General features: G+C 42.7%; 12 protein-coding genes. 4 read left to right on the top strand and 8 right to left on the bottom strand.

All coding sequences use genetic code 11. The features are described from left to right. Window positions 1-6: 6 nt before the first annotated feature. Together ACL9RF_RS02755 and ACL9RF_RS02750 are read left to right on the top strand one after the other, a co-directional pair. Window positions 7-2,202: a redoxin domain-containing protein gene (locus tag ACL9RF_RS02755; protein ID WP_422799059.1), complete on the top strand. Its 2,196-nt coding sequence runs from the start codon at window positions 7-9 to the stop codon at window positions 2,200-2,202. A gap of 16 nt (window positions 2,203-2,218) precedes the next feature. Further along, window positions 2,219-4,510 (top strand): S9 family peptidase, encoded by a 2,292-nt coding sequence (locus tag ACL9RF_RS02750; protein ID WP_422799058.1) that lies wholly within the window; start codon window positions 2,219-2,221, stop codon window positions 4,508-4,510. A gap of 174 nt (window positions 4,511-4,684) precedes the next feature. On the opposite strand, the gene ACL9RF_RS02745 is transcribed toward ACL9RF_RS02750, so the two are convergent. The 8 genes from ACL9RF_RS02745 to ACL9RF_RS02710 form a co-directional block, all read right to left on the bottom strand. Beyond that, complete coding sequence (locus ACL9RF_RS02745; RefSeq protein WP_422799057.1) at window positions 4,685-5,845, bottom strand: metallophosphoesterase; 1,161 nt, start codon at window positions 5,843-5,845, stop codon at window positions 4,685-4,687. 59 nt (window positions 5,846-5,904) lie between these two features. Then, window positions 5,905-7,359, bottom strand: coding sequence for a RagB/SusD family nutrient uptake outer membrane protein (locus ACL9RF_RS02740; protein WP_422799056.1), 1,455 nt, complete (start codon window positions 7,357-7,359; stop codon window positions 5,905-5,907). Between the two features lie 11 nt (window positions 7,360-7,370). Continuing rightward, entirely contained in the window at window positions 7,371-10,757 is a 3,387-nt protein-coding gene (locus ACL9RF_RS02735) for a TonB-dependent receptor (protein ID WP_422799055.1), read from the bottom strand. 123 nt (window positions 10,758-10,880) lie between these two features. After that, a complete protein-coding gene (locus tag ACL9RF_RS02730; RefSeq protein WP_422799054.1) occupies window positions 10,881-12,071 on the bottom strand; it encodes a FecR family protein in 1,191 nt (396 codons plus the stop codon). A gap of 220 nt (window positions 12,072-12,291) precedes the next feature. Continuing rightward, window positions 12,292-12,870 (bottom strand): RNA polymerase sigma factor, encoded by a 579-nt coding sequence (locus ACL9RF_RS02725; protein ID WP_422799053.1) that lies wholly within the window; start codon window positions 12,868-12,870, stop codon window positions 12,292-12,294. A gap of 317 nt (window positions 12,871-13,187) precedes the next feature. Next, window positions 13,188-13,472: a hypothetical protein gene (locus ACL9RF_RS02720; RefSeq protein WP_422799052.1), complete on the bottom strand. Its 285-nt coding sequence runs from the start codon at window positions 13,470-13,472 to the stop codon at window positions 13,188-13,190. 241 nt (window positions 13,473-13,713) lie between these two features. Beyond that, on the bottom strand, window positions 13,714-14,832 hold the full coding sequence (locus ACL9RF_RS02715) for a redoxin domain-containing protein (protein WP_422799051.1): 1,119 nt from the start codon (window positions 14,830-14,832) through the stop codon (window positions 13,714-13,716). Window positions 14,833-15,519: 687 nt separating this feature from the next. Then, entirely contained in the window at window positions 15,520-16,977 is a 1,458-nt protein-coding gene (locus ACL9RF_RS02710) for a hypothetical protein (protein WP_422799050.1), read from the bottom strand. 457 nt (window positions 16,978-17,434) lie between these two features. Here ACL9RF_RS02710 and ACL9RF_RS02705 point away from each other — a divergent pair, with 457 nt between their 5' ends. Next, on the top strand, window positions 17,435-18,763 hold the full coding sequence (locus ACL9RF_RS02705; protein ID WP_422799049.1) for an IPT/TIG domain-containing protein: 1,329 nt from the start codon (window positions 17,435-17,437) through the stop codon (window positions 18,761-18,763). Between the two features lie 13 nt (window positions 18,764-18,776). Then, complete coding sequence (locus ACL9RF_RS02700; protein WP_422799048.1) at window positions 18,777-21,881, top strand: SusC/RagA family TonB-linked outer membrane protein; 3,105 nt, start codon at window positions 18,777-18,779, stop codon at window positions 21,879-21,881. Window positions 21,882-21,897 lie beyond the last annotated feature (16 nt).

Below are 21,897 nucleotides of genomic sequence, written 5' to 3'. Positions count from 1 at the left end.
GCTTTTATGAAAAAAATATCTCCCCGCATTCTATTTGTCCTCAGCCTGTTGGCGATGGCAAAACCTGTAACGGCACAGCATATTTCGGTTACGGGTGCATTGCAGTACAGCCCTAAAAAATCCGCGCCCCTAAAGAATGGCGACTGGGTTTATCTTTCTCGTTTCGACAATAAAATATTTACAGTAATTGATTCTGCGCAGGTAAAAAAAAACAAATTTTCCTTCACAACAAAACTTACGCTACCTGATTTATATGGTTTCTCGTTAGCAAAAGAGGCACAGCCTACGTATTTATTTTTGGATGCTTCGCCCAACCATATTGTTGTAGGATCGCCCTCGGACCCGCAATCTATAGCGTTACAAGGCTCTAAAGAGCAGGCTGTATTTGAACGTTATCAGGCCAATAGGCCGCAGCATATTGGCGATTTTTTAAAACAGTACCCCAATAGTCTCGCCAGCAGTTATCTCCTATACCGGGAATGGTCTTACCGCCTTAGCCCTGAGGAGCTGGAGGAGCAGATAGCGCTGCTAAGTCCGGCACAGCAGCAGTCTCGTTTTACCAAAGAGCTGCGCGAGATTATCCGGATTACACGCGCCGTGGCGGTAGGTAAAAAAGCGCCCGCTATTGTGGCAAAGGATACTTCCGGTAATGCGGTAGCGCTATATGATAACCTGAAACGCTATACCTTAATTGATTTCTGGGCCTCCTGGTGTGGCCCATGCCGACGTGAAAACCCCAATATTGTGGCCAATTATCAAAAGTATAAGTCTCAGGGTTTTGGTATTTATGCTGTATCGTTGGATAAAACTAAAGCGGCTTGGTTGCGCGGAATTAAGGAGGATGGCCTTACTTGGACGCATGTTTCGGAATTGAAATTCTGGGATAGTGATATTGCTAATTCCTATGCTGTGCGTGCCATTCCGGCAAATTTCTTAATCGATGAAAAGGGCATTATCGTGGCAAAAAATGTGAAGGGAGAGCAGCTGGGGCAGCTTTTGGATAGCTTATTCAGGCAGCCTGTAACGACGCAGAAAAAGGATTTTAAACCGCAGGACCCTATTGCGTATGTGTCTACGGAGTCGAAAGAGATTGAGCTTCAGCAGAAGGGTGAATATTCTCCCGATCAGGCGGTATTTTTTTCCAACGATTATGCGGGTGCTCGCTTCGCATCGGTACAGCAGGATGCGGAGGGAATTTATCACCTGCTTATTCGTCCGGAAAATACACCAATAAACCAAAGCCCTTGGTATGGTTTTCAGGTCTGGGCAAAAGATACGCGTCCCGCTGTTATTCAACTGGACTACCCTGCGGGTTTTAAAAATCGCTACCACCCGAAATATAGCCACGACGGTAAACTGTGGCAGCCTGTGGCAAAGGACGCCATCACCGAGAATGCAGACGGTTCCATCCGTATTTCTTTAACCCTTACCACGGAAAAGATTTGGCTGTCGGCGCAGGAAAATATCCCCTCCGAGGCGGTTTATACTTGGATGGAAGCTACACTTAAAAGCGGAAACGCACAGAAGTTTACGCTTGGAAAAACGGCCTTAGGGCGACCTATTTATGCGTATGGATCGGGAAATCCAAACAGCACGAAACGTATTTTAATTATTGGTAGGCAGCATCCTCCGGAAATTACAGGGCACTATGCATATGCTGGTTTTGTGGATTACCTTCTGGGCGATACGCCCGATGCTAAGGCTTTCCAAAGGGAGTTTTATGTGTATTATATTCCGGTGGTTAACCCAGATGGTGTGGACCTGGGACATTGGCGCCATAATGCCCATGGTGTCGACCTTAACCGCGACTGGGATGCGTTTCGTCAGCCGGAGAGCCAGGCTATACGTAACTTCCTGGCGCAGGAGATTCGGGGTGAGCGATCCTTATTTTTTGCGGTGGATTTCCACTCCACGGGATCGGATATCTTCTATACGGTAGATGCCAAGTTGCCCTCGCGCTTGGGTACTTTTGTTCCGGATTGGATTCAAAGTTTGCAGGCCAAAATTCCGGGCTACGAACCTAAGGTCAAGGCCCTCTACCTGGGTGGCCCTACGTATACTGCTTATAGTTATTTTTATAAAACGTACAATGCCGAATCGTTGGTTTATGAAATAGGTGACGATACGCCTTCAGATTTTATTCGCCAAAAGGCGGCAATATCGGCGCAGTTGCTGATTGAAAAATTAATCGCTATTCTTTAATTTTTAATAGATGCCTATGTTGATTTTTAAAAAATTTATCGCCGCTTTTTCGTCCTTTATGGATTCAACAGGTCTAGGTGGTTTAGGTGGTTTAAGAGGTTTAGGAGGTTTAGGAAGCTTAAGGGGGCTAACCTGGCTAGCTGTATGCAGCGCCTTTCTGTTGCCAAGCCTTGCGTTGGCTCAACGGCCTATAGAGTCCAAACTGCCTATACAGGTAACGGATTTAGTAAAGCTGGCCAAAATAAGTGCATTGGAATTGCACAGCCCCAGCGGACAGCTTTTATTTACGGTGCGCCGGATCGTTGCCGACACGGCAAAGAAGGGGGATTACCGGTATCAGGATGAGGTTTTTAAACTCGACCTTAAAAAAGACCGACAGCCTGAGCACTTGTACCCTAGCCTGGGGTTAGATATATCGGCCGTGAAATTCAGTCCGTCGGGCCAGGAATGGGCCTTTGTACAGCAGGTTAATGGGAAACCGCAGCTTTTTGTGCAAGCCAGCTCGGGGGGCCAGGCTGGGGCGATAACGTCGTTTAAATATGGCGCCAATAATCCGCTATGGTCTGCTGACGGGAAAGCCTTGATTTTTTCGGCCTCGGTAGACTTAACGGATATACTAATCGACACCTTATTGCAAAATGTGGGGGAGCCATACCCTACCTGGGCGAGCGAAAAACCAGGTGTTTCTTGGGAAAATTTCCTTGCTTCAGCAAATAGCAGTCCTAATCCGGACGGCAGTATTTCGGAGATTCGTGCTTACTTACAGGGAAATGCGGCACGCAAAAAGGCCAAAGTTATCGACAAATTGCAGTTCCAGACGGAATCGTATACTACTGGTGACCTTAAGTTTAACCATTACTTTATGGTTAAACTAGATAATCCAGACGTTATTGTACCCCTAGCGCGGGGGTATCGCTCTTATGCGAATGCGTATGTTGATGGTGCCGATGGTATCTTCTTTACTGTCCGTGAAGGTACGGTACACCCAGATCGAAACCAAACGAATGCGTTATACCGGTTGAACCTGAAGTCTAACCTTTGGGAGCGTCTTTTATTTGATGGGGAACATCAGTTTACTTTAATCGAGGTTGATACCCTTCATAAACAGCTGGCTTATACCAAACAGAAGCCAAATACCCTGACAACTGCGCAGCTTTTTATTGCCGATTATGGTGCTACGTTGCAGAATACGACACTTATTGCCTTGGACCTGCCAAAAGAAAATGTGCGTTTCGATGTGAATAATAGGGAGGTATGGTTTACTGCACTAAACGACGGACAGCGGGATTTGTATCGGTATGATAAGGCAAAAAAGGTTCTGCAGCAGCTGAGAAAGGAAAATACGGGGGTGCAGGATTTTGTACGCTACAAGGATCAGCTGATACAAATTTTATCCTCGCCGGAAAATCCCTATGAAATTTTCCAGACTACCGTCAAACAACAACAACAGCAACATCCCAAGGCCTTAACACAAATAAATGCCCAATGGCTTAAACAGCGCCAGGTACTTCCACTACAGAAGATAAAACTTAAAAACCAACAAGGTGCCGACCTATCTTTTTGGCTCCTGAAACCTGCGGAGCAAACAGCTGCTGGTAATACACCCCTATTGGTAGAAATACACGGGGGGCCGGCATCCTACTTTGGCCCCGACGATGCTAGCATGTGGTTAGAATACCAGTACTTTGCTGCCAAGGGATATGCCGTTTTATTTGGTAACCCCCGCGGGTCTACAGGCTATGGTACCGACTTTCTGAAAGCCAACTACCAAGACTGGGGGCAGGGACCGGCCGCGGATGTGCTCGCCGCTGTGGATGCTGTCATACAACAGGATATAACCATAGATACCGCCAATCTTTTTCTTACGGGTGGGTCTTATGGGGGCTACCTCACCACCTGGATCCTGGCCCACGACCAGCGCTTCCGTGCGGCATCCAGCCAACGTGGTGTTTATGATCTGTCAACATTCTTTGGTGAGGGCAATGTATGGCCCATGGTGAAGCGCTACTTTGGCGGCAATCCTTGGGAGGGAAATACAGCCCGTATTTTGAGTCAAAATTCGGTATTGGACATTGCACAGCAGATACAAACCCCACTACTAATTTTTCATGGCGAGCAGGATCTGCGTACCGGTATTGCGCAATCCGAGCGTTTGTATAAAACCCTAAAAGTGCTTAATAGACCTGTAGAGTATGTAAGGCACCCCGGTGCGAACCACGAAATTACACGCTCTGGCGATGTGGTGCAACGCATTGATCAGTTGCTGCGCACCTATGAGTTCTTTGAACGCTATAGAGGTAAACCCTAATATCTATGGTGCTCATTGCGGCCTATTAAGCATTCCCTGGTCATCCATACTATGCAACGGAAACAAAACAAAATAAGGCGTCTGTAACGGACGCCTTATTTTTGCTTTACGAATAGCACAGACAGCAGCCATGCAGAAACTAGCCTAAAAACTGCCTGAAGTATGCATTTTCTATTATAAAGGTTTATTCTTTATGGGCGCATCGTAGAGTAATAAAATCTCCTTTTTGCGAAGCAATAAGCCACGGCTACGCCCCTGCTCCCGATTTACACGGTTATTCACATTTACCGCACGAACGGTATTACCATAAAAAAAAGACACCTCTGGAAAGATGGTATGGCCAACATAGATTTCTTTCACCTTATAAAAATCCAATACCAGGCGTAAATCCCCCTCGGGCAAAGGATTATAACGCTCCTCCTGCCGCACCATACCGCGGTACCATAAAGGGCCGTTGGCACCAAATAGAAACTTTGCAGCTGCCGACTGATCACGCTCGCCCTTCGTTTTATACAGGTAATGTCTTACCGAATCGTTTACCGCCGGAATTGTCCATTTATCCTTAACCATATCCACACTTAAGCCAGCATGAACAAACAGTCTGTCGCCAATTTTTTCTATCGTATTTCGCGACTGCAGCCATCGACCGAGTTCAGACTGCATAGACCATAACTCCCGGTAGGCTATACCAAGACTATCTTTCAGGGCAATATATTTCGGTTCATTGTACTTCAGGTTTTCCCGTAGTACCATCTCCTCATGGTTGCCCAGCAAAAAATGAACGCTACCTCCAGCACGTTCCGCCTCGGCTTCCAGCTTATACAAAAGCCAAAAAATAGGCAATACATCCCGTCCACGGTCAAACACATCACCAATCAGCAGCAAATGATTTTTACCAAAGGTCCATCCATAATCGGCATCTATAATCTGCTGATCCCGGAGGATAGCATAAAAGGAATCGAAATCTCCATGCGGATCCGATAACACCGCGATATCCCCCCTAACCTTATGGTTCCACTTCGGGGTTTTAATACGGTGCAAGGGAACCGAAAAACGATGCTTTCCATCGTCGGTAACCACCGTTAGCGGATTCGTACCCATGCTGGATGTAACTATCGTACCATCCTGCACACGAATAATCTTCGCAGCCCCGTCCGCATACAAAACATAGGGACCATCCTGTGCGGATAGTCCCAGATGCTCCTGTCCAAATGTAGGCGCTATACCTAGCAAAGCCCACACCAAGCCCAGGCCTAGCATTCGTTTTGTACGGATTGAACTGCGGTACTTTATAGGCCTATCGAAAGCCCTTTTTACAGCGCTGTAATCCATCATTTTCTATGTTACAATAAACAACCCGACTTAACTTATGAAGGTTAATACATCTAAAAACCTTAATAACCTTCGTTTTGTACAATTTTCGTATTTACATCAATCTCTACACGCGGAATAGCCAGTAAAGTTTTAAAGAAAGTACGGTCAAAAGATTTTGTTGTTGGTGTCAACAAAGGAGAACCATGCGTAGCACTCTTACGCTCGATACGCAGGTTATTACGCATCGCATCAAACAAACGGTGCCCCTCGCCCACCAATTCCCTACGGCGCTCCTCCATAACACGCTGTAAAGTTACCGTTCCGGAAACCACATTTGCCGGATTTGCACGCGATACAATGGCATTTAAATACGTTAATGCCGCGGCATTATTCCCCAACTTCACGGCCGCTTCGGCAGCAATTAAATACGCCTCCGACAAACGTAAAACAGGGATATCCGCCTGCTCTGGATTTTCACCCAAACCCGTATTTCCCGGGTATTTGTTTAAATAATAGAAATCCACTTTTTTACTATCTGTATACTTAGTAATAACCTTTAAACGCACATCGTTAACATCCTGGTTTAACAGCGTCATATAATCACCAGAAAGGATAATATCATTATAACCACCACGCCATAATAAATTACCCATACTTTCCTTACCACCCGCACTTTCAATTTTTGTAATCGAAAGCTGGAATAAGATTTCACTGGTAAAATCCTTCGACCATATCGTGCTATACTCCTCATTTTTCCAAAGCGTATACTGAGCTTTAGCATTTGTCTTAGGCGCTGTCGCCTCCTCAATTAACTTCGATGCAGCAGCAAAAGCCTGCTGATCCTGCCCCGTATACAAATACGCCCTAGCCAACAATTGATCGGCAGCAAATTTAGTAAGCTTACCATCATTCCGAGCCGTGCTCAATAAAGATGTCGCCAGCTCCAAATCGGCAATCACCTGCGTATACACCTCCTTAACCGTATTTCGCGCCGGTTTATTGGTCGACACATGTTTCTGCGTTTCAATAGGCACACCTAGCGAAGCACCAGCATCCTGCGTATAAGGCTTACCATACACCTTCACCAAGTCAAAATGTCCCATGGCACGAATCGTTAAGGCCTGCCCCAAGATGTCCTTCAATTCTGCCGTCCAAGCTTTTTCGGGTATGCTATTTACATAAGCTATAATTCCATTAACATTACGAATAGCCCGATACGGTTGGTACCATAACGAAGAAGGTGTATTCTCTTTATTATAATCAAAAAGATAAAACTTAGCCGCCCGCTTGGTATCGCCATTTGCCATCATATCCTCGCCAGTAACATCCCCATAATACGTCATACGGGCACCATAATACTCATAACCACGTAAGATATCGTAAGCGCCATTTAAAGCATACTGCGCATCACGAGGGGAACTAATAGCCTTATCACTATCTGTAGAAGTACTTGGTTGAGCCTTCTCCAACCATTTATCGCCACAAGCACTCAATACTAAAGCGGCAGCAACTGCCATAAAAAATATATTTTTCATTTTTCTAATCCTTAGAACTTAATATCCAAACCAAATGTTACCGTTTTCATTTTAGGCGATTCAAAATAAACCGAACCATCAACCGGTACCTCCGGATCATAGTTTTTGTAAGCAGCAAAAGTCAAAAGATTTACGCCAGCGCAGTATGCGCGGATGCTGCTCACTTTAAGATGACGTGTAATGTCTTTCGGTATACTAACCCCAAAGGTCAGGTTCTTCAATCGGATATGATCGGTGCTATGTACACGTCTCGTGTTTGCAACGCTACTCATATCGTACGCATTACCAACCATAAATTTTTCAATATCCGTCACATCGCCAGGCTTCTGCCATCTTCTTGCATAGTATTTCGGAATATTATCATATCCAGTTTTACCGGCCAATTCAGTTTTACTTGCCCCCTGATCATAAGAATACCCCCCTAGCGAATAAGACCAGGTAAAGTTAAGGTCAATAAATTTATAGCGGAAGCTGTTCGTAAAACCACCCACCAATTTAGGGTCTACATTTTTGTACAGAATACGGTTAGCCTTACTTGCATTCTCTGTAATTTCACGCGACTCCAGATTTGCCGGATCGTTTACATAAAACTGAGGCACCCCCGTCTGCGTGTTTATACCAGCGAACTCAATAAGGTAAAAGCTATTCCAAGGCATACCCACGCGGTGGATTAAAGTACCATCCCTTAACTCGTTACTCCCATCGGCCAGCGACAAGGTCTTATTACGGTTCATACCAAAATTTAAGGCCGTATTCCATTTGAAATCTCCTTTCTGGAAGACATCCGCATTCAAGTCCACCTCAAAACCACTGTTACGGATAGCCCCAATATTCGTCAGGTAAGAAGCAAAACCCGTAGTAAACGAAGTAGGCATGCTATTCAGCAAGTCGGCCGACTCCCTATTGTACCACTCCAACGTAACATTTAAGCGGTTCAACAGACGGAAATCCAAACCAACGTTCACATTCTTCTGTTTCTCCCATTTCAAGTTCGCGTTTCCAATTTGCGTTTCACGAATACCCGGGTTACCAAAATAAGGATAACCAAAGCCCGTTAAATCCATATACGTAAATAAACTCGAAGGCAGCGTACCATTGGTACCATAAGAAACCCGCAGCTTCGCGTCGGACAGCACCCCTTCTACAGGCTGCATAAAATCCTCATTCGAGAATTTCCAAGCTCCAGAAAGCGACCAAAATTTCCCCCATCGGCTATCGCGATGTAAGCGCGAGCTACCATCCACCCGAATACTAGCACCTAAGAAATATTTATTATCAAAGTTATAATTCGCACGCGATAAGTACGATAGCAAACGCCACTCCTGCTGCGCACCTGAGAAATCTGTCAATACCGAACCATTAGAAGGAAAAATTTTGTCGAAAGTCGGGAAGTTATCCTTACCACCCGAAATATCATCACGTGTATACCTATTCACCTCATAGCCTGCCAACACATCCACATTATGTTTCGCTGCAAACTTTTTAGTATACGTTAAACTATTCTTCCAAACCATCTGATTATACTGCCTAAAGCTAGCGGTTAACGAACCATTTGCTTTTTCGCCATCCGAAGAGCGCGGATCTGCCCAAGAATTATACCTGGTCGTAGTATGATCCAAGCTAAAGGTAGAATTAAACATTAAACCATCGATAAGTTTATAGTTTAAGAATAAAGTGTTAAAAGCACGGCTAGCCTTCTCCTTCCGGAAATTGTACAATGCCGCTGCCAACGGATTACGCTCGCCATTGGAGAAGAAATCCGTAAAAAAAGAACCATCCTGATTATACACCGGCTCAGAGCCTGTAACCTTATGGCGGGAAGCATATATCGGCGAAGTATACGTACCACCCTCTGCATTTACATCCTGCTCTACGGTTGAATACAAAATATTAGCCCCAACCTCAATCCTATCCGTCATCTTGTACTTCACATTTAAGCGGCCCGAAAAGCGTTCAAAATCCGACTGATACGACAATCCCGTCTGGTTCATGTAGGATAAAGAATTATAAAACGACAATTTCGTGTCGCCACCTGAAGCCGAGAAGTCCACATTTTTAAAAGGCGCTGTAGAACGGAATAATTCTTTTTTCCAATCGGTCCATCCACTCCAGGGCTTCGGCGCATACTTATCAATATTAGCCTGTGCGAAGTCCTCAATTTTAGCCTCGTCGTTTAAATTATCCAAATAACGCGCCTTATTACGTAAACCCTCCAGCAGCATCTCACGGCGCTCAGGGCCACTCATCACCTCCCTATAATCCGTCGCTTGGCTCGATAAACCATAGTCCGCCTTTACCGAGAACACCGGTTTCCCCGCCTTACCCGATTTTGTCGTAATCAGCACCACCCCCGCAGCAGCACGCGAACCATACAAAGAAGCCGCCGCGGCATCTTTAATAACTGTAATCTGCTCAATATCTGCCGTATTTAATGTCGACATCACATCAAAGCCCGCATTATTCGAGCTGCTTGAAGCCATATTTCCCGACATCACCGGAACACCATCGATAACAAATAAAGGCTGGTTCGAAGCATTGATAGAACCCATACCCCGAATACGGATATCGGTAGAACCGCCAGGCTGCCCCGACAGCGAATTTACCTGCACGCCAGGCGCATTGCCCTGCAACATGGTCGATAAATCTACGGCAGGAATATCACGCATACGATCGGTATGTACCACCGATGCAGACCCCGTATACTCCGATTTTTTAAAGGTACCATACCCCGTGACAATAACCTCATCCAAGCCAAAATCTACCGATACCAGGTTCACATTAACCGCAGCTGCAGTGACCTCAACCTCCTTCTTCTCGAAGCCCATGATACTAAATAACAACACATCACCCCGATCCGCACGAATACTAAAATCGCCTTGGTTATTTGTAGAGGTTGCAGCTTTTCCCCCCTTAACCGAAACACTAACACCAGAGATCGGCTTCCCCTGCGCATCCGACACCCTACCCTGAATATCCTTTTGCACTGCGGCAGTAACTTTAAGAGCCGCATTTTCCTCCTTATGCCCCCGAGGCAGTTCAGCAGACGTTTTAATCACGATAGATTTCCCCGATAAAACATAGGTTAATCCATAATGAGGCAGGAAAGCATTTAAAGCCTTATCCAAGGCCATATTATCAAAATTCACCTGCACATTAGGCGTATTTTTAATCACCTCCGCCTTACATAAAACCGTGTAACCCGTTTGTTTTTTAATCTCCCGAAAGACATCCACAATCGGGGCATTAGTCTTTTTCAAAGACAAAGTCTGTGCAAAAGACGAGGCTTGTAGCTGGCTTGCCGATACAGCAATAAGCGCAGCAATCATTTTCATCATAATGAGGTATTTACTTGTAGGAACAAATACTACATTTTCCCAGGTCAAAAAATTTTTTTTCATTACATTTGATTGGTTTAGTTTTTTTAATTACAGTCACAAAAATTTAATTAATCTAGATCCGTTTAGCCGAGAAAGTGCCACCTTTCTCGGTTTTTTTTTGATACTAGCCAAAAGGGTAGTTTTTTATTTCATTAGTCGAACCTTCCTCCCATCAAGGTTAATTTTAATAGTGTCATCGGTCATTTTTATTATTTTAAGTACTTTATCAAAAGAATCCATACGCGAAATCGTTCCCCAAAGGGCAATATCAGCCAAGGCAGGATCAACCTGTATGTCAATATCATACCAACGTTCCAGCTGCTGCAATGCCGTAGCCAGCGGTTCATTATTAAACACAAACTCCCCATTTTTCCAGGCCATAATCTCGTCCACATTCACCGCCTGCACATGCATTGCCCCCCCTTTAACCACCGATTGCTGTCCCGGATTAAGCACCATTTTTGCACCATGCGGAATTGAAACCTGAACCTTGCCCTCCACCAACGACACCTTCGAATCGCGATTATTGCCATAGGCATTCACATTAAAATGCGTACCCAAAACTTCCACCGTTTCATTTTTTGTTTTTACAATAAAAGGATTCATCTTATTCTTGGCCACCTCAAAGTATGCCTCCCCATCCAATTCAACCACTCGAGAGCTTCCGGTAAAGGTTTTAGGATACCTCAATTTACTATCGGCATTTACCCAAACTTTCGTACCATCAGAAAGAATAAGCTGGTATTGTCCGCCTTTAGGTGTTGTTAAGGTTAGTACAGCGCTCGCCTCCTGCTCGGGCAACAATACCGAGCCATCATCATAGCGAATCACCTTACCCATAACGATCAGCCCCTTATCGGCATTAAGATCTACCGATGCTCCATTGCCCACCGTAAGCGTAGCACGATTTGTACCCGCTGTAAATTGCTCGGCCTTTGCCCATATCCTTGCCTCCTGGTTGGCCGTATTTTCCGTCGCTTTAAAAAATGTCAAGCCCAGGGCAAGTAAGAGACAAGCTGCCGCAAGGGTAGCCACAAAATACCTTACCTGCATACGCTTTTTACGTTTAATAGCAGCAACGTCCCGCTCCTCCACCAGAAACAAAATACGTTCGAGAGTCTGTTGCTCCTGATCCCCCCTATCCCGAGAATACAGCTCCCTATAGTTCGATAAAACAGTCGCTAGTTGTTCAGGATCTATTAAATCATTGACCATAGGTAATAAATCGGGGTACTTTTCAAAAAGTTCGCGCAACTGCGGATGCGTAGTTGGATGTATTTCTCCGTGTATATAGCTTTTTAATAAGCTGGTAATCTCCTGTATAGATGTATACATATACTGTATTATCGTCTTTGTTTTAAGTAAAAACACGAGCCAAACAAAAACCTTACAGCAAAAAACAACTTATTTTATAATCAACTCAAAACCAAGGCTATAATTATTAAATAATATCAACAAAAGCGCATCAACATTAAAATAATGTTAACAAAAATGCGTTTTTTATGAAATTAAAAATATCAAAGGAAAGCAAATAGGAAAGAAGGCGTATAAACCATTAGCGGACTAAAAGCTGCAATAAGGAGAGCATAGGCAGCGCATTTTTCATTTTCATCCACTGTCGTAACGTATGGATTGCACGAGAGCGGTTAGCATACACGGCTTCAGGGCTCATATTCAAGGCTTCGGCAATCTCATCCACAGTTTTATCCTCACGAAAAGTAAGGTTAAAAACCGCGCGTTGTCTTTCAGGGAGACGCTCCACCTCGGCAAAAATAACCTGTAAGAGCTCCACATGAACCATCCTGGTAAACAAATCAGAATCCTCCGCCCAGAGGTTCTCAATTTCAGATAACGGAGCCGATGCCAGGTTTACCTTATTATCGCGCAGCGCATTAAGGCTCGCATTTTTAGCAGCTATATACAAAAAGGCACGTAAATTATCGGGCGAATGAAACTCCATCCTACGGGTCCAAACTTTCATAAAGACATCCGTCAAAATTTCTTCCGTTCGCTCGGAATTCTTTACATAACGAAGAATAAAAAGGTGTAGAGGTTTATAAAAATAACGATAGACAGCAACAAAACCATCTTGTTCACCCTTCTTTAAATTCTCTACAAGTACACATTCATCCATAAACGCTTAATCAGAAATCGTAATAACAAGAACTCAGGCATATGCACATCAACCTTGATAAACGAATAGATGTCAACTTTATGAGGGCTAAATTAGGAAACACTTTCTGCTTTACCAAGTTAGGCGGTAAAACTTCATTATAACTTAATACAGGATAAAACAGCCGCAGCAGCATATTCGTAAAATACAGCATTGTTACCTGGCAATTCTAAAGACCGCCAAACCTGAAAACCGCCAAACCTGCAAGCCCGTGTAGCCTGTTTAAAAGTATAGCTTAATTAATTAGTTAATAAGAATTAAATAATAGAACCAAGGCCTTAATAATGTATTAATTTATAATCATCGGCATAAGATCCCGTTTCATAACGCACCAATTTTTCATTTTGAAAAACAAAAAATCTATACACCCCCCTTAAACTATTATAAGATTGATAAATATTAATGCCACTCTTGTCGCCAAATACCAGGTCAACACTATTCTTATTTTTATTTACAAACTCAGTCTCCAACATACCCAGGCTAAATTTAGGATCGGAACCATATAATAAGGTTTTACAACTAAACATAACAAGCGTTAATCCGATTAATATAACTTTTTTCATTATTTAGGGGCTAATCATTACGAAAGGCAATATAATATATTTTCGACAATTAAGAATTAAATTTGCTCCAATTAAAAGCCAAAAATGGCTACATAAAATATACTATACTCATTTTTAAAAACTTACCTTCTGAAAGTAAGGCCAAAAAATAATAATGTATAATACGATAAAGGCAATAGACAATAAAAAAGGCGCCCCAGCAGGACGCCCAAAAGACAAAAATTTAAGAACAATAGCGCTATTAGTTAAGAATTTCCTTAAGCTTAGCCTGCAATGCAGTACCGCGAAGATTCTTAGCAATAATTTTCCCTGTAGGATCTACCAAAAAATTAGCCGGAATAGCACGTACGGCATACTGTAAAGCCGCTTCATTTTTCCATCCTTTAAGATCAGACAATTGCGTCCACTGCTGCAAGCCATCATCATGGATAGCCTTTAACCAAGCCTCACGCCCCTGAGGGTTATCCAACGACACACCAACAATAGTAAAGCCTTTATCTTTAAAAGTATTAAAAGCAGTCACCACATTTGGATTTTCAACCCTACACGGTCCGCACCAACTTGCCCAAAAGTCAATCAAAACATACTTCCCTTTAAAGTTAGCGAGACTGACCACATTACCAGCCGTATCCTGCTGACTAAAAACAGGGGCATCCTTGCCTAAAGCTATAGGCTCGTAACGCTGTAATTCCTCCCCATACTTTTTGCCTGCAGCACTGGTTTTAACCTTGTCGGAAAGCGATTGATACAATGGATATATCTCGGTATATTCCGGAGAATATCCGGCGATAGATTGTACAATATCCAAAGCAATCGGACTGTCCGGATTCTTTTTCACAAAATCATGGTAGATATTTTTTCTCGCTGTAGCAACTTTTTCGGAGGTCTCCTCCAGTTTATTTTTTGTTGCCGCAGCCCCCTGCTCCTCCTTACTTAACGTTCTATACCAAGCATAAACAGCATTCTGTTGGTCGTTTAGCTGCTGAAGCTGCGGCTTAAGCTCATCGTTATGTTTATTAGCCAGCCCTGCAGTAGTTTGTGCATTATGCAAAGAATCCTTACTCTTAATAGCAATTTTACCCGGCTCTAAATAAAAGCTATAAGCATTACTATAAGCAGCACGAATACTCTTACCCACCAATAAGGTTGATTTTACAGGACCATCAATCTCCCCAGAAAAAGAAAATGTTCCACCCTTGTTAAAAGACGCTGAATCTGCAGTATTGCCACGCAGCAGGTAAACTTTATCGCCAGCAGTAAATTTCGGAATAGTCCCATTTAGGGTATAGCGCTGTTGTTGAGCCAACAAACCTAGTGGCGCCAATAACAAAGCCACCACTGCCGTTTTAATAGTTTTCATACGTATCTATTTTTTATGTTTAATTATTAAGAAATATCTATAGGAAAGTACTACCATCTACCAGGAGACGGTTTTTAGGGTATACACAAGCAGGATCAGAAAATCCTCCAGGAGCTTTTCGGAATACGGGTAAGTTGCAATTTTAAATAGCTAACAGATACCCAAATTCAAATCAGTTGCTGGCCCCCTATACCCATTTTAGCGGAATAGTTAAGGGCACATTCGCATTAAAGAAATTGCAAGCATCGCTTTCACATTTGGATTTGCATGTACGTTTACAAAACGGGCATATCTGTTGTGTGCTGATTTAAAAATCGTTTCAAAGTCTCGCTCCATAGTACTTGTATTTATCTGTTTTATACGTATCAATTGATACGAAAACAAATATAGCTAAAAAAATAAAGTCTACAACTTTAATAGATTATTTTTTTTTAACTGTAAAATACAAAGCCAATGCCCCCCCCCTATCCTATAAGCATAAAAAAAAACGGCCATTTTTAAGACAGCACAACGAGGTATAAACTACAGTTAGAATGTTCACAAAAATAGCATGTGCGCAGGAACCCTCCGCATAAGGTGCGCGGATTATCCTAATCCCTAAGGGAGCTCAGCACAGCATAATTTAAGCGCCCTAAATTTCAAAATATAAATTAGCTTAACCGCGAATAGGTAGGTACAAAAAAAACACTACTCAACACGATACGCTACCCCAGTAGTGATATCTATAAAAAAACCCGACTGTTCTTTATCACTTTCCACATAACCGTTGCTGGAAATGGACCGGTAACTGTCGCGACCAATGCGCTGTTTCGTCGTATTATTGTATAAGTAAAAACGACCGCCTTCCTGCTCTTGAATGGCAAAGATCCCGCTTGCACCATCGAGTTGCTCTATAGCCTTGTAAATAGGTTCGATGTCCCAAACCCTTTTGCTAGAATTCCATAACCCCATTGTAGGCTTTAAATCTCCCTTTTGTACCTGAACGAGGTATAAATTTTTTGATTCATAAACATACTTAAGCTTTCCAATTTTCAGTTCCGAATCAAAAGGTGCACCCGCAAACAAAAGGTGTTTATCGGGCCATACCAAATAACCAACCCTATCCAGGATATAGAAATTATCGGCTTTTATTTCAGACAACAGCTTACCATCCGCATCCAAGTATAACCAGTCGTAAGCCCAGACAGCATGGTCATAGTTAAACCTTCCTAAAACAAAATAAGGCGTATTACTAACCGAATAAATTAAAGAAACATCCTTCAGAAAAGCCAATTGCGTGGCGGTAACATTATGTATTGCCTTCGGAAAAGGCTTTTCATACTGCGGAAAAGCGTAAGTACGCCCGGTTTTACTATCCAGCAACAGTTTAGGCACCTCAGGCGTAAAACGCTCCATATTAATAGAATCGAAGGTGAATTTTTGTTTATTGACTAAAGTTTCAATTCGAGTAGCGCCTACTAAACCAGAAAAAATAGCCTTTGATTTTTTGATATCAAACATATTAAATTCCCCCTCTGCAGACGGAATATAACGTCCCTGTTCCAAAACCACGCTGATATTTCTTTTTACTTTGGTGAAAGTAGCATGCTCAATCGCATATAAATCGTCGTTTAAAACAACATGCTTATCATCTACCGGATAACAGTCTAGCGAATACCTATTTTCATCCTCAGGAATATCCTTTTTCAGCAATACCTGCCCGGTTTCTAGCACAAAGATTTCCACCTTTACATAAGGCGCCGTTTTTTTTAGGTCACTGCTCATTATATTCCAATCCCAATTCCATACCGGAAGTTTCTTTTCATAGGCTGCCGACTTTATGGCTAATGTTAGATTTTGCAGCACCTGAAGATCTAGCGCATGCGTACCATAAGGAACAATAGTAATCCCTTTCGTATTGATTATCGCCGACTCGTTATCCGCATTCGCAACGAGCGCAAACCCTGTCTGTGTAAAGGGTAGCGCCCGAAAAAAAATGGTGGGCAGCATCCTACGCATCGTGCTATCGACATAAACATAACCGCTGTCTTTTGTGCGCATGGGCATCCACTGTGTATTTTTTAATGCCGGAATAGGATTACTCCCCTGAGCACATGCTGTAGCACAGAAAATTGTTAGTATATAGGCCAAAAATTTATTTTTCATGTTTCCTGCTAATGTTCGTCTTACTTTTCAGGCTGTGCTTATGTATAGTATAGCCATACCCTTGCACCGAAAATAAGGGAAATAGTACGACCGAAAAATAGCTATAAACGGTGATTATATACCAGCAGTAAAGCACCATAAAATATCCTTCTACATCCTGATTTTTGTATACAATACCCAAGGTAGGCCAAATGAGGTCGCGGACCTATACAGGCTGATAGCTATCCATATCAAGCGGCACAACCGACCACTACACTTCTCCTAACCCCCTGCAAGCCATCAACTTGATATGATTTTACCTTTTTTTGAACAATTTATATAATGCATTAAGTCCCTCTTCGGATTAGTTTTGGTTAACTTAAATTATAAACCTGATGCGATACTATACCTAACTATCCCAGTGGCAGGTTATGCCTTTTTTTAGTAAACATTAATTTATTTATTAACCTAATATTACATGAAAGAAGTAAAAAAAATTCCAGGAGACATACGTCTCTTGCGGCGGGTATTTTATGGTCTTTTACTGCTTGTATGCTGCAGCTTACAGGCCTGTAAAAAGGTCGAAAAGCAGGATACCAGTACCGCCTACGACCCCAACAGTCCGGTTACCTACAAAGACTATTACCCTAAAAATGGCGGTGTAAGTACACAGATGATTATTGAAGGCGCGAATTTCGGCACAGACACTGCTTTAATACGCGTGTATGTAAATGACAAAAGGGCCGCTGTTATTGGCGTTAATGGTACACATATCTATGCCTTAGTACCACCACGTGCTGGAACGGGGAAGGTAAAAGTTGTGGTAGGGAAAGAAAATCACGATAAGGAATATAGCTTTCCTGATCCTTTTGACTATGAATTTAAACATCAAGTATCGACTATCGCCGGCCAAACCGACAACAATGGAAACGGAAAAGACCAAGATGGCACTTATTCATCTGCATGGTTCGATAGCCCCAATTGGCTACTATTTGATAAAGATGGGGCATTGTATGTATTACAACCTGGTGCTTTGCGAAAATTATATAAAGATCAGGTAACAACCCTACTCAAAAAAAGTGGCCCTTTCGAGCGGATGAGGACCCTAAAATTTAACTTAGCAGAAGACACCCTATACATCACCAATGACCAAGGTAATGCAACAGGATTGGGTACGGCTGTGCTATTTCGAAATAATGGTTTTAGCACGTACAAACCTTATATCTACTCTCGACAAACAAACTTCGGTACCGTTCACCCCAAAACGGGTGATTATTTCTACAATAGGTTTCAAGATGGTATGCTATTTAGGTTTGATAAAGCTACTAATCTTCCTGTAGAACAGTTTCGCATCAAAGACAACGACTGGGAGTATTCGATGCTATTTACAACAGATGGTAATACGGCTTACATTATCGTACGTAACAAAAACTATATCGTAAAAGCAGAATATAACCCCGCTACAAAGAGGCTGGAAAATCCGTTGGATTGGGCCGGTGGAATAAATATTTCAGATTTTAAAAATGGTATAGGCATGGAAGCACGTTTCGAGCGTCCATGCCAGGGCGCTATAGACGAAGATGGCAATTTATACGTTGCGGATAAAAATAATCATTGCATACGTAAAATCACCGTAGATGGCGTAGTCTCGGTTTATGCGGGTATCCCTAAACAAGCGGGATATGTTGATGGAGAGCCTTTAAAATCGCAGTTCCGATCACCGGAGGGAGTAGCGTTTGGCCCCGATGGTGGTCTGTATGTAGCCGATTTTGGAAATCACAGAATTAGAAGAATTTTGGTCGAATAAAAGTGCCTAAACTATGAAAAAAATTATAAAATTTATCGTTCTTATAGTAACATATCTAGGTTTCGGCAGCCTATTGTTTGGCCAAAACTTAACAATAAACGGTAAAATAACGGATACAAAACTTAAATCTTTGGTAGCTGTATCTATATCCATTAAAGACAAACCCGGATTTGGTACACAGACAAACCGTGAAGGAGAATTTAAAATTCAAGCGGGACCGCACGATATTCTTATTATCACAATGGTAGGGTACGAAAAAAAAGAAGTCCCTGTAGATAATAACACATTTTTACAAATTGAACTCCAGGAAACCAGTAATACAGGAATCGATGAGGTAACAGTGATGGCCGCCGGAACAACGCAGCGAAAAATAACCGTTACGGGAGCGGTAACAACAGTAAATGTTAAAGACCTTAAAACCTCATCGGGACAACTTAGCAATGCCTTAGCCGGTAACGTTGCGGGGATTATTGCCCGCCAAATTTCAGGCGAGCCAGGTGCTAATGTTTCAGAATTTTGGATCCGCGGTATTAATACATTCGGCGCAAATGCTGCTGCCCTTGTTTTGGTCGATGGAATTGAGCGAAAGTTCAACGAAATAAACATAGAGGATATTGCCAGTTTTTCGGTGCTAAAGGATGCCTCTGCCACGGCAATTTATGGACAACGTGGCGCTAATGGCGTAATTATTATAACCACAAAACAAGGGGAAGCTGGAAAAGCAAAAATAAATATGGAGGCCATAAGAGGCTATAATACCAGATCTAGAACAGCGAATTATGTCGATGGCATAACGTATATGAACCTCGCCAATGAAGCCAAACAGGCGCGTTTTCAAAACCCACTTTTTTCGGATGTGGAAAAGCAAATATTAAGTCATCAGCTCGACCCCGATTTATACCCAAATGTAAACTGGTGGGATTATGTGCTTAAAGATGGTGCCAAAAATCAGACATATCGGCTGAATATTGCTGGAGGTGGTAGTACGGCAAGATACTTTATTTCGGGAGCCTATTACAATGAAGATGGTATGTATAAAACTGATGATGTAATTAATACATACAATACCAATGTGAACTATGGACGTTACAATTATCGGGCAAATGTAGATGTCAATGTCACAAAAACAACCTTAGTTCGCCTGGGGGTTTCTGGATTCTTAACCAACCAAAATAGGCCTGGCACTAATACAGGTGATATTTGGGGCTCACTATCTGAGTTTACTCCGCTTACAATACCTGTTAAATATAGCAATGGTAGCATACCGACATATGGTACGGGCAACCGTACAAACCCTTGGGTGTTGTTGACGCAAACAGGATACAGCACGCGTTGGGAGAATAATGTACAAACGAATGTGTCCTTAGAGCAGGATTTAACCAACGTTCTTTCGGGTTTGCGTTTTGTGGGTAGATTTGCTTTCGACACCTACAATGACAATGTCATCAGTAGAACAAAAGGCCCAGATATGTTTCGTGCGGAACGTTTAAGAGATAGAAATGGTGATATCGTAATGCGTCGTGTTAAAACAGCCACTCCGCTAGCGCAAACTTCGGAAACCTGGGGTAATCGAAGGTATTATACGGAGGCTAATTTAAGTTACACCAAACTAATTGCACAGCAGCATAACATCGGGGGGTTATTACTTTTCTATCAGCAGGATATCAGTGAAACAGCAAATGTAGGTAGCGATGTATTGAAAGGTGTACCCAAACGGAATGTGGCCTTATCTGGGCGAGTTACCTACGGCTTTAAGGACCGCTATTTAACAGAATTCAACTTCGGTTACACGGGGTCGGAAAATTTCGAAAAGCGTAAGCGATTCGGCTTTTTCCCGGCAATATCAGGTGGATGGGTTATTTCTGAAGAACCTTTTATTAAGGATAATTTACCATGGATTGATCTCTTAAAGGTGCGTTACTCGTATGGTGAGGTAGGTAACGATAAATTAAACGGTCCTGATGGTAAGGAATTACGCTTCCCATACATTAGCACATTTAGTTTTAACTCGAGTGGTTATACCTTCGGTGAGTATGGTTCCAACGTACAGAATGAGATTTATGAAAGCCTTATTGGCACACCAAACTTGACTTGGGAGGTATCGAAAAAAAATAATTTAGGGTTCGATTTCACCTTCTTGAATAACAAAATCACGGCTACAATTGATGTCTTTAGGGATCACCGTATGCGCATATTTATGCCGCGCCGCCATATGCCACAGACCGTAGGCTTATATGGTAGAGAACCCATGGCCAACGTTGGTGAGATGTTGTCTAAAGGTATCGATGCCAGTTTTATGCTGGCTCCTAAAATAGGCTCGATCGACTTTACAATACGTGGAAACATAACCTATAGCAATTCCAAAGTTTTGGAATATGATGAAGCAGCAAACGCATTGCCTTACCAAATGACTAAAGGTTACCGTTGGCGGCAAACACGAGGCTTGATAGTGATGGGTTTATTTAAGGATTATGAGGATATAGAGAACAGTCCAAAGCAGACATTTGGCGGCACGCTTCTTCCAGGGGATATTAAATATAAAGATGTCAATGGAGATGGTATTATTGATAGTAAAGACGAGGTTCCACTGGGCTCTACTACGGTGCCTAACATCATCTATGGTTTGGGGATGAGTGCCACATGGAAAGACTTCTCCCTAAGCTTTTTACTACAAGGATCCGGGAAATCGGACTTTTTCATCGGTGGTAATAATGTACATCCATTTGCTACAGGCGATATAGGAAATGTTCTAGCTGCTGTCGCTAACGATGGCGATCGTTGGATTCCTAGCGAAATTTCAGGATCTCCAGGTACAGAAAATCCGAACGCCCTATTTCCGCGCCTAAGTTACAATGGAAACGCAAATAACTTTCGTAATTCAACATTTTGGTTGCGCGATGGTAGTTACCTAAGATTAAAAAATGTAGATGTCAATTATGCCTTGCCAAAAGCGTTGTTGTCCTCTCTGAAAATTAGTGCTGCGCGCGTTTACCTGCGTGGCGATAATCTCTATGTTTGGAGTAAGTTCAAATGGTGGGATCCAGAAATTGGAACCAGTGATGGCAGAGCGTATCCGATCAGTAAAACCCTAACGTTAGGGCTTAGAGTCGAATTTTAACCTTTATTATACCCGC

The sequence above is a fragment of the Sphingobacterium sp. Mn56C genome (assembly GCF_049319645.1).
Classification (GTDB): domain Bacteria; phylum Bacteroidota; class Bacteroidia; order Sphingobacteriales; family Sphingobacteriaceae; genus Sphingobacterium.
Note: the sequence above shows the minus strand (reverse complement) of the source record. Positions and strands in the feature narration are given on the sequence as shown.